Annotated in this window: 13 protein-coding genes; 7 read left to right on the forward strand and 6 right to left on the reverse strand. The window is 70.4% G+C overall.

Annotation, left to right across the window (positions count from 1 at the left end; translation table 11 throughout):
- Positions 1-30 precede the first annotated feature (30 nt).
- From OXR63_RS10485 to OXR63_RS10510, 6 genes are all read left to right on the forward strand, one after another.
- A complete protein-coding gene (locus tag OXR63_RS10485) occupies positions 31-333 on the forward strand; it encodes a multidrug ABC transporter ATPase (RefSeq protein ID WP_267422730.1) in 303 nt (100 codons plus the stop codon).
- Between the two features lie 29 nt (positions 334-362).
- The gene (locus OXR63_RS10490) at positions 363-2141 is read left to right on the forward strand and encodes a helicase-associated domain-containing protein (RefSeq protein WP_267422732.1); all 1779 of its coding nucleotides are present in this window, start codon (positions 363-365) and stop codon (positions 2139-2141) included.
- A 30-nt stretch (positions 2142-2171) separates the two neighbouring features.
- Complete coding sequence (locus tag OXR63_RS10495) at positions 2172-3887, forward strand: DNA repair helicase XPB (protein WP_267422734.1); 1716 nt, start codon at positions 2172-2174, stop codon at positions 3885-3887.
- A gap of 22 nt (positions 3888-3909) precedes the next feature.
- Positions 3910-4605 (forward strand): response regulator transcription factor, encoded by a 696-nt coding sequence (locus OXR63_RS10500; protein WP_056120555.1) that lies wholly within the window; start codon positions 3910-3912, stop codon positions 4603-4605.
- A 63-nt stretch (positions 4606-4668) separates the two neighbouring features.
- Positions 4669-6372, forward strand: coding sequence for a sensor histidine kinase (locus OXR63_RS10505; protein ID WP_267422756.1), 1704 nt, complete (start codon positions 4669-4671; stop codon positions 6370-6372).
- A gap of 344 nt (positions 6373-6716) precedes the next feature.
- The gene (locus OXR63_RS10510) at positions 6717-7460 is read left to right on the forward strand and encodes a hypothetical protein (RefSeq protein ID WP_267422758.1); all 744 of its coding nucleotides are present in this window, start codon (positions 6717-6719) and stop codon (positions 7458-7460) included.
- Between the two features lie 192 nt (positions 7461-7652).
- Here the strand turns inward: OXR63_RS10510 and groL are convergent, their stop codons facing one another.
- The 6 genes from groL to OXR63_RS10540 form a co-directional block, all read right to left on the reverse strand.
- On the reverse strand, positions 7653-9275 hold the full coding sequence (gene groL / locus OXR63_RS10515; protein WP_071273375.1) for a chaperonin GroEL: 1623 nt from the start codon (positions 9273-9275) through the stop codon (positions 7653-7655).
- Between the two features lie 197 nt (positions 9276-9472).
- The gene (locus OXR63_RS10520) at positions 9473-9676 is read right to left on the reverse strand and encodes a cold-shock protein (RefSeq protein WP_056120541.1); all 204 of its coding nucleotides are present in this window, start codon (positions 9674-9676) and stop codon (positions 9473-9475) included.
- A gap of 333 nt (positions 9677-10009) precedes the next feature.
- Positions 10010-10609 (reverse strand): LytR C-terminal domain-containing protein, encoded by a 600-nt coding sequence (locus tag OXR63_RS10525; RefSeq protein WP_267422787.1) that lies wholly within the window; start codon positions 10607-10609, stop codon positions 10010-10012.
- Positions 10606-10902 (reverse strand): DUF3263 domain-containing protein, encoded by a 297-nt coding sequence (locus tag OXR63_RS10530; RefSeq protein ID WP_254787807.1) that lies wholly within the window; start codon positions 10900-10902, stop codon positions 10606-10608. The genes OXR63_RS10525 and OXR63_RS10530 overlap by 4 nt, the downstream gene beginning before the upstream one ends.
- Positions 10903-11007: 105 nt before the next feature.
- Positions 11008-12045, reverse strand: coding sequence for a DUF2332 family protein (locus OXR63_RS10535; protein ID WP_267422791.1), 1038 nt, complete (start codon positions 12043-12045; stop codon positions 11008-11010).
- A complete protein-coding gene (locus OXR63_RS10540) occupies positions 12042-12515 on the reverse strand; it encodes a GNAT family N-acetyltransferase (protein WP_267422792.1) in 474 nt (157 codons plus the stop codon). Before OXR63_RS10540 ends, OXR63_RS10535 begins: the two co-directional genes overlap by 4 nt.
- A gap of 55 nt (positions 12516-12570) precedes the next feature.
- Between OXR63_RS10540 and msrB the strand changes: the two genes are divergently transcribed.
- On the forward strand, positions 12571-12975 hold the full coding sequence (gene msrB / locus OXR63_RS10545; RefSeq protein ID WP_267422795.1) for a peptide-methionine (R)-S-oxide reductase MsrB: 405 nt from the start codon (positions 12571-12573) through the stop codon (positions 12973-12975).
- The last annotated feature ends 2 nt before the right edge of the window (positions 12976-12977 follow it).

The raw sequence follows: 12977 nt of genomic DNA on the forward strand, positions 1-12977 counted from the left end.
GGGCGGCCGTGGTGCGGATATCCTGGGTGGATGGCCAAGCCGACCCGATCGCCCGGGGACACGCGGAACATCGCGGAACCCCCGGCGACGTTCAATCGTACCGAACGCACGCTCGCGTTCATGATCGGCGGCATCGTCCTCTTCACGATCGTCTGCTTCGCGGTCATGATCATCGGCTGGCTGACGCTCAAGCAGATCCCCGGCGACGGCATCTGGCCGGTCGCCCTGGGCGTGCTCTACTTCGGACCGCCCATCGCGATGGTCCTGATCTTCGCGCTGCTCGCGGTCACCTGGACCCGCAAGGCCCGCTCCCACAAGAACGAGGCCCGCTGACGTCCGCTCCGGACGCCATGCGGAGGACGATGACGACCACCGCCGACCTCGCCGCTCGCCTGCGGACGATGCCGGACCACGACCTCGAACGACTGATCGTCGCGCGAGGCCTCCCCACCGCCGTGCTCGGCGAGACGGGTCCCCAGAGCATCACCGACTTCTTCGACCTCGCCGAGGCCTTCCGGGCCGACGCCGCGGTCGACGCCGCCGTCGAACGGCTCCCCCGACGCACCCTCCTCGCCCTCCGTGACGGCACGACCGGCCCCGACCTCGACCCCGCGGTCGCGCTCGGCCTCGCCGACGAGGACGGCCGGGTCGACGACGCGGTCGCCCTGCGCGTGGCCGCCCACCCCGACCTGGTGGACCAGTCAGAGCAGACGGGAGGCCCGGCTGAGCCCCGCCCCGCCGCCGCGGTCCCCGACACGACCGACCCCGCCACGCAGCGCACCACCGGCGCGGAACACGCGTTCGCCACCATGACCGTCCTCGCCGAACTGCTGCGCGCGGTCGACGACGGCGCCGTCCGCGAGCTCGTCAAGGGCGGCATCGGCTCCCCGCTCGCCCGGACGCTCGCCGAACGCTCCAGCGCCGACGCCGAGGTGGTGCCCGGGCGCCTCGGGCTGCTCGAACGGATCCACTTCACCACGACCGACGACGGCACCTGGGCCCTGACGGACGCGGGCCGTGCGTGGCTGACCACGCCGTGGCCGTCCCGGTGGACCAACCTGGTCTCTCGCTGGCACGACGGCCTCGACCCCGCTGTGCGCGAGGTCCTCGACGTCGCCGGGGACGACTGGCGGGACCTCGTCGTCCTCGGGCGGTGGGCGTACCCGGCCGGGGCCCGCTGGCTCGACGCGACCCTGCTCGACGTCGCCGGCACCGCGGACGCGCTCGGCCTGACGGTCGAGGGCCGCGTCACCGAGACCGGCCGCACGCTCCTCGGCGACGACGAACCCGCGGCCGTCCGCGCCGCCGAGGCCGACCTGCCGCAGACCGTCGAGGGGGTCTACCTGCAGCACGACCTGACGATCATCGCGCCGGGCCCGCTCGCCCCCGCGGCGGACGCCGAACTGCGCACCGTCGCCGACCTCGAGGCCCCCGGGCTCGCCGCGCGCTACCGCGTGTCGGAGGAGACACTCCGCAGGGCACTGCGCGCCGGCAACTCCCAGCAGGACGTCCTGGACCTGTTCGAGCGCATCGGCGTCACCGGCGTCCCCCAGCCGCTCGCCTACCTCGTCGACCAGGTCGCCGCACGCGACGGCAGCATCGTGGTGGACCGCGGCGAGGGCGGCATCGGTGCCGTGGTCCGCGGGACCGCTGACCAGCTCGACCTCATCGGGGTGGACGCCGAGCTGCGGCAGCTGGCGTGGGAGCGCCCCGAGCTGACCACCCTGGTGACCCGCTACCCGGCGCACGTCGTGCACGCGGCGCTGGAGGACCAGCGCTACCCGGCCGTGCTGCAACCCGGCGCCCGCCCGGAGACGCACCACGGGCCTCCCGGCCGTCGCCGTGCACCGGGCCGCAGCCCGGAAGCCGCGGCCCACGCCGTCGTGGAACGGCTCCGCGTCACGACCGAACGCGGCGCTGCCGAACCGGAGCAGGAGTGGCTCGGACGGCAGATCGACCTGGCCGTCCGCGGTCGCACGCCGATCCGCGTCACCGTCCGCATGCCGGACGGCAGCGAGCGGCCGTTCTCCATCGTGCCCACCTCGGTCGCCGCCGGCCGCATCCGCGGGAAGGACACCACGGCCGACGTCGAACGCACGCTGCCGCTGTCGCTCGTCGTGTCCGTCGACAGCGAAGCCTGACTCGGCCGTGCACGGCTAAGCTGGAAGGCCATGAACGGACCGCTGATCGTCCAGAGCGACCGCACCGTCCTGCTCGAGGTCGCGCACCCCGATGCCGAGGACGCGCGCCACGAGCTCGCCGCATTCGCCGAACTCGAACGTGCCCCCGAGCACGTGCACACCTACCGCGTCACCAGGCTCGGCCTGTGGAACGCGCGCGCAGCGGGACACGACGCCGAGAGCATGATCGGCACCCTCGAGCGCTTCGCGAAGTTCCCCGTCCCGCAGAGCGTCACCGTCGACATCCGCGACACCGTGGCGCGCTACGGGCGGCTCGTCATCCGGCGTGAAGACCCGGAGGACGCCCCCGTCATCGCGAACTCCCCGACCGAGGAGCTCGAGCGTCAGCCCCGGCTGCTGCTCACCGCGACCGACCCGTCGGTGCTCGCCGAGGTCGTCCGGTCCAAGCGGATCAAGCCGCTGCTCGGCGACAAGCGCTCCGACACCGCGATCGAGCTGCAGCAGTGGGCGCGCGGGCAGGTCAAGCAGGAGCTCGTGAAGATCGGCTGGCCGGCCGAGGACCTCGCCGGCTACACGCCCGGTCAGCCCCACGCGATCGACCTCGACAACAGCGAGTGGGACCTGCGGCCGTACCAGCAGGACGCCGTCCAGAGCTTCTTCGCCCAGGGCTCCGGCGTCGTCGTGCTGCCCTGTGGCGCCGGCAAGACGCTGGTCGGTGCGGGCGCGATGGCGACGGTCAAGGCGACCACCCTCATCCTCGTCACGAACACCGTCTCCGCGCGGCAGTGGCGGTCCGAGCTGCTCCGGCGCACCTCCCTGACCGAGGAGGAGATCGGCGAGTACTCCGGCAGCGTCAAGGAGATCCGTCCGGTCACGATCGCGACGTACCAGATCCTCACCGCCCGTCGGAAGGGCGAGTACACGCACCTGTCGCTGCTCGACGCCCTCGACTGGGGTCTCGTGGTCTACGACGAGGTCCACCTGCTGCCGGCGCCGGTCTTCAAGCTGACCGCGGACCTGCAGGCCCGTCGCCGCCTGGGCCTGACGGCCACGCTCGTGCGCGAGGACGGCCGGGAGGGCGACGTCTTCTCCCTCATCGGCCCGAAGCGGTACGACGCTCCGTGGAAGGAGATCGAGGCCCAGGGCTACATCTCCCCCGCCGAGTGCTACGAGGTCCGCGTGGACCTGCCGCACGAGGACCGGCTGGAGTACGCGGCGTCGAGCGACGACGAGCGCTACCGGCTCGCTGCGACGTCCCCCGCGAAGACCCCCGTCGTCCGCGAGCTCATCGAGAAGCACCGCGGCGAGCAGATCCTGGTCATCGGGCAGTACATCGACCAGCTCGACGCACTGGCACAGTCCCTCGACGCCGCCGAGATCACGGGCGCGACGCCCGTCGACGAGCGCGAACGGCTGTACCAGTCGTTCCGCGACGGCGAGATCGACGTGCTCGTCGTGTCGAAGGTCGCGAACTTCTCGGTGGATCTGCCCGACGCCACCGTGGCGATCCAGGTCTCCGGCTCGTTCGGGTCCCGGCAGGAAGAGGCGCAGCGACTCGGCCGACTGCTCCGTCCGAACAAGGACGGCCTGCCCGCGTCGTTCTACACGCTCGTGACGCGGGACACCGTCGACCAGGACTTCGCGCAGAACCGGCAGCGGTTCCTGGCGGAACAGGGGTACTCGTACACGATCCTCGACGCGGACCAGGTCCAGGGGGCGCCCCATGCGCTCTCAGGAAACGCTTAGACAACAGTCAGATGATAGGGGCATGACCGATGGCCCCAAGATCCTGATCGTCGACGACGAGCCGAACATCCGCGACCTCCTCACGACCTCGCTGCGCTTCGCCGGGTTCGCCGTCCGAGCGGTCGGCAACGGGGCACAGGCGATCTCCGCCGTGCTGGAGGAAGAGCCCGACCTGATCATCCTCGACGTCATGCTCCCGGACATGAACGGGTTCGGCGTCACCAAGCGGCTCCGTTCCTCCGGGTACACCTCGCCGATCCTGTTCCTGACGGCGAAGGACGACACCGAGGACAAGATCACCGGCCTGACCGTCGGCGGCGACGACTACGTCACCAAGCCGTTCTCGCTCGACGAGATCGTCGCCCGCATCAAGGCGATCCTGCGACGCACGATGAACGACGAAGAGGACGCCATCATCCGGGCCGGCGAGCTCACGATGGACCAGGACACCCACGAGGTCACGATCGGCGACGCGCAGATCGAGCTGTCCCCCACGGAGTTCAAGCTGCTGCGCTACCTGATGCTCAACCCGAACCGCGTGCTGTCGAAGGCGCAGATCCTCGACCACGTGTGGGAGTACGACTTCAACGGGGACGCCGGCATCGTCGAGTCCTACATCTCGTACCTGCGTCGCAAGCTCGACCAGTACTCCACCGAGCCGATCATCCAGACCAAGCGCGGGTTCGGCTACATGCTCAAGGCCTCGAAGGCCTCCTAGTCCAGGCTGTTCACGGCGGTCACCGGGTTTCGCCCGGTGGCCGCCGTCTATCGTGAGGGCAGCATGCACTCCAGAATGAACCGCTGGTGGGACGGCATCTCCCTGCGAACCAAGATCACCGGCATCACGGTGCTCCTGGTGGCGCTCGGGCTGCTCGTCGCCGGCCTCGGCACGATGACCGTGCTGTCGAACTACCTGGTCTCCCGCCTGGACACCCAGGTCAGCACGACGAGCTCGCAGCTCGAGGGCCAGAACGTCAGCGACGGGGAGCAGTACTGCAAGCTGTCGGTCGTGCTCGAGAAGAGCTCGTACGTCGCCGCCTACGACAGCGACGGCAAGCAGATCTGCGACACGCAGTCCACCTCGCAGCCGGACATCGCCACCGTCAAGTTCTCGGGTGCCGCAGCGTCGGGGAAGCCCTTCAGCCTCTACGACAAGCAGCACAACCACGAGTGGCGTGCCCAGGTCATCCCGGCGAACCTGCAGAACCTGTCGACCGGCGCCACCGAGACCGGCTACGTGCTCGTCGCCGTGTCGAGCGCCGACACCGACCAGACCATCGCCCGCTTCACGTTCATCTTCCTGGGGTTCGGCGCCTCGGTCATCCTGCTCGGGGCCATGCTCACCCGGCTGCTCGTCACCGCGACCTTCGACCCGCTCCGCGACGTCGAGGACACCGCCGCCCGCTTCGCCGCCGGTGACTTCAACCAGCGCCTCGACGCCGACACCCCGAACACCGAGGTCGGTCGGCTGAACCGATCCCTCAACGCCATGCTCGAGCGGATCGACAGCGCGTTCGAGGACCGCGAACGCACCATCGCGCAGATGCGCCGCTTCGTCGGTGACGCCTCCCACGAGCTCCGCACGCCGCTGGTGTCCCTCCGCGGGTACGCCGAGCTGTACCGCATGGGGGCCCTCCGCAAGGAGGAGGACGTCGCCCAGGCGATGGAGCGCATCGAGAAGGAGGCCAAGCGCATGGGGCTCCTCGTGCAGGACCTCCTCCAGCTCGCGCGCATCGACGAGTCCAAGCCGCTCGAACTCGGGCCGGTCGACCTCGTCGCCATCGCCCGGGACTCGGCGCTCGACACCATGGCGTCCAACCCCGACCGCGAGATCCAGGTGCTCGTCGAGGACGTGCCCCAGGCCGTCCGTGCTCCGTCGGCCTTCGGTCCCGCTGCCACGCCTGCCCCCGATGCCGTCCCGACCTCGCCGTCCGCGGGGACCAACACCACCGGCCCGATCGCGTTCTCCCGCCAGACAATCGCCCGCCTGCGTGCTCGTCGTGGCCGCGCGATGGACGTCGAGTCGGAGTCGCAGCCCGGTGCCGAGACCACCCCGATGCCCACCGTGGTGCTGCCGAAGCGCCCGCCGATCGTCCTGGCCGAGGAGAACAAGATCCGCCAGGTCGTGACGAACCTCATGGGCAACGCGATGCGCTTCACCGCGCACGACGACCCCATCGAGATCGGCATCGGCGTGGACGACGACCGGGGCATGGCGCACATCGACGTCATCGACCACGGCGAGGGCATCCCGCCGCAGCTCCGCGACAAGATCTTCCAGCGCTTCTGGCGTGCCGACACCTCCCGCGCGCGGGACACCGGCGGCTCGGGCCTCGGGCTCGCCATCGTGTCGGGCATCGTCGCCGCACACCAGGGTTCGGTCGAGGTCATCGACACCGTGGGCGGTGGCGCCACCTTCCGCATCTGGCTCCCCCTGCTCCCCCGCGACTACACCCCCACCCCGCTCCCCACCCCCGAGCCCTGACCCGCGCCGCCGCCCCACAGCGGTGAGATCGCACTTGGTGTCGGCTCCGCGCCGCTCGAGCCGACACCAAGTGCGATCTCACCGGTCCTCCACAGGACACAAGACCCCGCGCTGCGTCCACCGAAGCCCGGCTCAAGCTCGGACGGTGTCCGCGCGCTGAGCACCATGGCACGATGCCAGTCGCACCGAAACCACTCCCGTCGCGGTTCACGCACACACCCTTCAGGACGGTCGACGCCCTGGCCCACGGCGTCGACCGCGAGCGGCTGCGTCGCGCGGATCTGGCGACGCCCACTCGCGGCGTACGCGTGCCCGCAGAGTCGACGGACTTCGTCGAAGTCGCCATGGCCATCGGACTCCTGCTCCGTCCGGATCAACACCTCAGCCACACCTCGGCGGCCCGGCTCTGGCAGTGCCCACTCCCCCGAGCGCTGACGTCGTCCGGTGCACACCTGCACGTCTCCACCGTCGGCGACGGCCCGGTCGAGCGCAGGACCGGCATCACCGGGCACCGGATCGCCCCCGACCGGGCAGGTGTCACGGCTGTCCTCGGCATCAGGACGAGCACTCCGGCTGCCCTCTGGTACGAGTGCCGCACCCTGCTGAGCGTTCGGCAACTCGTCGTCCTCGGGGACCACATGGTCGGCAGCGGGCGGCTCACGACGGTCGACGCCCTTGAGCGCACGGTCCACAGCGGCGATCGAGGAGTCACCACGGCCCGGACAGCGCTCGAACGGATCCGAACCGGTGCGGAGTCGCCCATGGAGTCGGTGCTGCGCCTCATCGTGGTCGACGCCGGGTTCCCGGAGCCGGCTCTGAACATCGACGTCGCAGACGCCCGAGGTGTCTTCATCGGCCGCGTCGACATGGGCTGGGCGGACCTGCGCATCGCTCTGGAGTACGACGGCGATCACCACCGCACCGATCGCGGGACGTTCCTGCACGACCGCAGTCGCAGGAACGCCTTCGTCGTGGAGGACTGGCTGACGATCCACGTCACCGCACCGGACGTCAGCCGCCCCGCGGAGTTCCTCGAGCGGCTCCGCCAGGCATTCGAGCTCCGACAACACACAACGCCCAGGCGCTGAGATCGCACTTCATGTCGCCTCGGCTGACGCGGACCCGACACGAAGTGCGATCTCACCGGCAAGACAGACACGCACGGAAGGCCGCGCACGCACGCGCAGGCCCGCGCAGGCCCGCGGACGCACGCACAGACCCCCGGACGCAGGAAGGCCCCCGCACGCGGAGCGTGCGGGGGCCTTCCGTGACGGACGGACTCAGAAGTCCATGCCACCGGTCGGGTCGCCGGCCGGAGCGGCCGCGGCGCGCTCGGGCTTCTCGGCGACGACGACCTCGGTCGTCAGGAACAGACCGGCGATCGACGCAGCGTTCTGCAGCGCCGAACGCGTGACCTTGGCCGGGTCGATGATGCCCGCGGCGATGAGGTCGACGTACTCGCCGGTCGCGGCGTTGAGGCCCCAACCTGCTTCGAGCTCGCGGACCTTGGCGGCGACGACACCGGGCTCGAGACCGGCGTTGAGCGCGATCTGCTTGAGCGGTGCGTCGATGGCGACGCGGACGATGTTCGCGCCGGTCGCCTCGTCGCCCTCGAGCTCGAGGGAGTCGAGCGCGACCTTGCCGGCCTGGATCAGGGCGACGCCACCACCGGCGACGATGCCCTCTTCGACGGCTGCCTTCGCGTTGCGGACGGCGTCCTCGATGCGGTGCTTGCGCTCCTTGAGCTCGACCTCGGTCGCGGCACCCGCCTTGATGACGGCGACGCCACCGGCGAGCTTGGCGAGGCGCTCCTGGAGCTTCTCGCGGTCGTAGTCGGAGTCGGTGGCCTCGATCTCGGAGCGGATCTGGCGCACGCGGCCGGCGATCTGCTCGGTGTCGCCAGCGCCCTCGACGATCGTGGTCTCGTCCTTGGTGATGACGACCTTGCGGGCACGACCGAGGAGGTCGAGCGTCGCGTTCTCGAGCTTGAGGCCGACCTCTTCGGAGATGACCTGGCCACCGGTCAGGATCGCGATGTCCTGCAGCATTGCCTTGCGACGGTCGCCGAAGCCCGGGGCCTTGACGGCGACGGACTTGAAGATGCCGCGGATCTTGTTCACGACGAGCGTGGCCAGGGCCTCGCCGTCGACGTCCTCGGCGATGATGAGGAGCTGCTTGCCGGCCTGGATGACCTTGTCGACGACCGGCAGGAGGTCCTTGATGTTCGAGATCTTCGAGTTGACGATCAGGATGTAGGCGTCCTCGAAGACGGCTTCCTGGCGCTCGGGGTCGGTCACGAAGTACTGCGACAGGTAGCCCTTGTCGAAGCGCATGCCCTCGGTCAGCTCGAGCTCGGTGCCGAAGGTGTTCGACTCCTCGACGGTGACGACACCCTCCTTGCCGACCTTGTCGATGGCCTCGGCGATGAGCGCGCCGATGGTCGGGTCCGCGGCCGAGATCGACGCGGTGGCGGCGATCTGGTCCTTGGTCTCGATCTCCTTGGCGTTCGCGAGCAGCTGGTCCGAGACGGCCGCGACGGCCTTCTCGATGCCGCGCTTCAGCGAGACGGGGTCGGCACCGGCGGCGACGTTGCGGAGGCCTTCGCGGACGAGGGCCTGGGCGAGCACGGTCGCGGTGGTCGTACCGTCACCGGCGACGTCGTCGGTCTTCTTGGCGACCTCCTTGACGAGCTCGGCACCGATCTTCTCGTACGGGTCGTCGAGCTCGATCTCCTTGGCGATGGAGACACCGTCGTTCGTGATCGTGGGGGCGCCCCACTTCTTCTCGAGGACGACGTTGCGGCCGCGCGGGCCGAGCGTCACCTTCACGGCATCGGCCAGCTGGTTCAGGCCGCGCTCGAGGCCACGGCGGGCCTCCTCGTCGAAAGCAATGATCTTAGCCATGTGAGTTCTCGTCCCTCCCGGACGTCGTGGGGTCTTCTGGCACTCAGCGTCACCGAGTGCCAGAGCCGATTCTGGCACTCGACCCCTGAGAGTGCAACACGCACTCGACCCCGGAGAGCGCAACGCACGCGACACACCCAGCACACGACGAACGCGCCGCCCCCGACGGGGACGGCGCGTTCGCGGTGGTTCGCTGACTAGGCCGGACGCACCGACTCGGCCTGCGGGCCCTTGGACCCCGTGCCGACGTCGAACGTCACTGCCTGGCCCTCCTCGAGGACCTTGTAGCCGTTCATGTCGATGGCCGAGTAGTGGACGAACACGTCCTGGCCCCCTCCATCGACGGTGATGAAGCCGAAGCCCTTTTCAGCGTTGAACCACTTGACGGTTCCGTTGGCCATGATCTGTTGCTCCCTGCGGTACTGCTGTCGCGATCGTCGGCATCGTTCGGGTGATGCCGCGGGTCCGAGTGCGTGCATGCCTCACCCGGGTGCTCCTGGCGTGCGTACCGAGGTCCGACGTCATTCCGAACACTCCGGTGACCACTTGTGACTCTAATCAGGAACAGCGTCCAGACAAGGGCCGTCACGCACATTCCACGCTGATTCCTCATGAACTCAACGTGCCGGAAACACCGCCGTCACATGGACCCCGCGGAATGCGGATCAATCACCGCGAGAGCACCCGGGAGATCACCGGGACAGCACCCGCGGCATCACCGCGAGAGCCCCCGGTCAGCCCCGGTAGTCCGCCCCGAGCACGACGCTGACGTCGGCGTTCGGGAACGCCGCCGACTGCTGCACAGCCGTCACCCCGAGTGACGCGGCGATGCCCTGCGCGATCGCCGCCTGCGACGCCTGCTGGTAGTACACGATCGTCGCGGTCGCGCCCGTCGTGCCGGCGTCCCCGGTCGACGTGACCTTCCACCCGGCGGTCGTCAGCTTCGTCGACGCGTTGGCGGCGAGCCCGCTCGTGGTCGTCCCGTTCAGCACGACCACCGTGGTGGCGCCCTGGTCGGTCGGCGCAGCGGCCGCGGGCGACGAGGCGTCACCGGAACCAGCGTCGGCACCCGAGCCGCCCGCGGACGGCGAGGCCGAGGAGGTCGCCGACGACGACGCGGACGCCGAAGGCGACGAGCTGTTGTCCCCGGAGAACGAGTAGCTGCCGTTCAGCAGCGCGAGCACGAGCACCCCGATGCCGACGAGCACACCGGTCGCGAGCGCGGCCCAGGCGAACGCGATCCAGCCGCGACCACGACGGTGCACACCACGGTGCGCTCCGACACGTGGCCCGTCGGTCACGTCGTCGAAGCGGTCATGGGGGAATCTCGTCATCGTTCCTCTTCGGTTCGGTGGGCGTCGACGGGTGCGACGAAGCTGCGGGCAGCGCGTGCACTCGTCCGCGATCGCCGCAGACGCTGGAGTCGACCGACGAGCTGCGGGTCGTACGCGAGCGCCGCCGGTGTGTCGATCACCCGGTTGAGCACCTGGTAGTAGCGCGCCGGGGACATGTCGAACTCGACCCGGATCTCGGCTTCCTTGGTCCGGTCGTGCCGCGCGCGGTCGTGCTCGAAGGCGAGCACGTGCTTCGCGAGCTCACTGAGCTCGTCCGCGGGGATGGTGGTCACGACGGTCCGATCACATTCGGGCAACGGGTCTCGCACATCGTAGGGGTGAGGCGGATGGTCACCCTGGCATGGGGCTGGACTGTCGTGGATTCACCTTCAGGACCGTCACAGCGACGGGTCGCGGAACCACCGGGTGGCAGTGCCGAACGCGTCGCACACGGCCAGGGCCACGCCGTCGAGGGACACCGTCGCGAAGGACGCCGGGTCCGTCGGGTCGATCCCGTCGGGCAGGGTCGAGGCCACCCCGGCGAGGATCCCGGTGCGTTCGAGCGCGACCCAGTGCACGCCGCGTTCCGCGACGCGGTCGACGAACCGCTGCCGTCCGGCGCCCGGCACGTAGACGAGCGTGCCGGCGGTCATCACGACGGGCTCGCAGTCCGCGGGCAGCGCGTCGAGGGCACGGTCCAGGTCGTCCGGCACCCGGCCGGTGATCCGGACGGGAGGCTCGGCCAGCGTCACGCGCGCCGCCTCGCGCATCAGGGCGGTCCGGTCCGTCGCCTCGGGCGGCACGGCCTGCACCAGCCGGTCGAACGCCCCGGGGACGCGCAGGTCGACGGGGTGCGGGTCGAGCGCCACCCGCCCGGCGACCCGGATGGCGGCGGTCGACGGCGACGGCACCGTTCCCCACGCGTCCGCGGTCAGCCGGAGCGACGGCTCCGCGGGCGCGGTGTGAGTCCGCACGAGCCGGTGCTCCTCGCCACGACCGACTCCGGCGTCGTGCACCCGGAGGTCGAGCGTCACCCGGTCCGGGAACGAGCACAGGCTCGCCGCGGCACCCACGTCGACCAGGCCGAGCGACCGGGCGGTCCTCGCAGCGAGCGCCGCGATCACCGGCACCAGCGGGGCGAGCCGTCGCGGGTCGTTGGCCTGCATCGTGGCGGTGGTGAGGGCCGCGACCAGGGCGGGGCGGGCCTCCTGTCCGAGTGCGCGGAGCGCTGCCGGGTCCGACGGGTCGGCACCCAGGCCGCGTGCGACCGCGAAGACCAGCTCGGGCTGCCGCTGGGTCGGCGGCACCGTGTCGAGGAGCGCGACCAGGTCGTCGTCGAGCGACCGCGCCCAGGCGGCATAGGTCGGCGAGACGTCCGCGATCCGGTCGGCGTACGCGGCGTAGCGCTCGCGCGTCGACGGGGGCGGCGTGCTCATGCGCCGGGGCGGTACATGCCGACGTGGGTGATGCCGGCCTCCGCGTACGGCTCCCCGAACCGGACGAAGCCGTGCCGTTCGTAGAGCGCGGCGACGTACTCCTGTGCGTGCAGGACGATCGGGTCGTGGCCGTGCTCGGCGAGGACGGCGCCGACGAGTCCGCTCGCGATGCCGGCGCCGCGGTGGTCGGGGTGGGTGGCGACTCGGCCGACGACCCATGCCGGCGCTGCCGCGTCCGCCGGGTGCTGCTCGTCCGGGGCGGGACGGATCAGACGGAGGTACCCGACCGCATCGGCCTCGGTTCCGAACCACCAGTGCTCGGTGTCGGGCTCACGGTCACGGCCGTCGAAGTCCTCGGCCGAGACGTGTTGTTCGAGCGCGAACACCCGGTTCCGCAACCGCACGATGCCGTACAGTGCGTCCGTCGTCAGGCGGTCCCAGCGGGTGCGGTGCACGGAATGTCTGGACATCGCGGCGAGTTTACTGAAGTGGCCGAAACCCACGGCTGGAAAGCAGGAGGAACCCATGGCACACAACGTCGAGAAGTCAGACGCCGAGTGGCGCGCGGAGCTCTCCCCCGAGCAGTACGCCGTGCTGCGGCAGGCCGGCACGGAGCGCCCCTGGACCGGTGAGCTCCTGGACGAGGAGCGCGCCGGCATCTACACCTGTGCTGCGTGCAACGCGGAGCTGTTCAAGAGCGGCACGAAGTTCGACTCCGGCTGCGGCTGGCCGTCGTTCTACGAGTCGGTCGACCCCGAGGCCGTCACCCTCATCGAGGACCGCTCGCTCGGCATGGCCCGCACCGAGGTCCGTTGCGCGAACTGCGGCTCGCACCTCGGGCACGTGTTCCCGGACGGCTTCGGCACCCCGACTGGTGACCGGTACTGCATGAACTCGCTGTCGCTGAACTTCTCCGCGCAGGGCGAGTGAGT

This window comes from Curtobacterium sp. GC_Cur_3 (assembly GCF_026544205.1).
In the GTDB taxonomy this organism is placed as follows: Bacteria; Actinomycetota; Actinomycetes; order Actinomycetales; family Microbacteriaceae; genus Curtobacterium.

Excerpts from the sequence above, each read along its gene's own strand:
- OXR63_RS10485 (WP_267422730.1), top strand. The coding sequence starts at position 31 with ATGGCCAAGCCGACCCGATCGCCCGGGGACACGCGGAACATCGCGGAA.
- OXR63_RS10490 (WP_267422732.1), top strand. The coding sequence starts at position 363 with ATGACGACCACCGCCGACCTCGCCGCTCGCCTGCGGACGATGCCGGAC.
- OXR63_RS10495 (WP_267422734.1), top strand. The coding sequence starts at position 2,172 with ATGAACGGACCGCTGATCGTCCAGAGCGACCGCACCGTCCTGCTCGAG.
- OXR63_RS10500 (WP_056120555.1), top strand. The coding sequence starts at position 3,910 with ATGACCGATGGCCCCAAGATCCTGATCGTCGACGACGAGCCGAACATC.
- OXR63_RS10505 (WP_267422756.1), top strand. The coding sequence starts at position 4,669 with ATGCACTCCAGAATGAACCGCTGGTGGGACGGCATCTCCCTGCGAACC.
- OXR63_RS10510 (WP_267422758.1), top strand. The coding sequence starts at position 6,717 with ATGGCCATCGGACTCCTGCTCCGTCCGGATCAACACCTCAGCCACACC.
- groL (WP_071273375.1), bottom strand. The coding sequence starts at position 9,275 with ATGGCTAAGATCATTGCTTTCGACGAGGAGGCCCGCCGTGGCCTCGAG.
- OXR63_RS10520 (WP_056120541.1), bottom strand. The coding sequence starts at position 9,676 with ATGGCCAACGGAACCGTCAAGTGGTTCAACGCTGAAAAGGGCTTCGGC.
- OXR63_RS10525 (WP_267422787.1), bottom strand. The coding sequence starts at position 10,609 with ATGACGAGATTCCCCCATGACCGCTTCGACGACGTGACCGACGGGCCA.
- OXR63_RS10535 (WP_267422791.1), bottom strand. The coding sequence starts at position 12,045 with ATGAGCACGCCGCCCCCGTCGACGCGCGAGCGCTACGCCGCGTACGCC.
- OXR63_RS10540 (WP_267422792.1), bottom strand. The coding sequence starts at position 12,515 with ATGTCCAGACATTCCGTGCACCGCACCCGCTGGGACCGCCTGACGACG.
- msrB (WP_267422795.1), top strand. The coding sequence starts at position 12,571 with ATGGCACACAACGTCGAGAAGTCAGACGCCGAGTGGCGCGCGGAGCTC.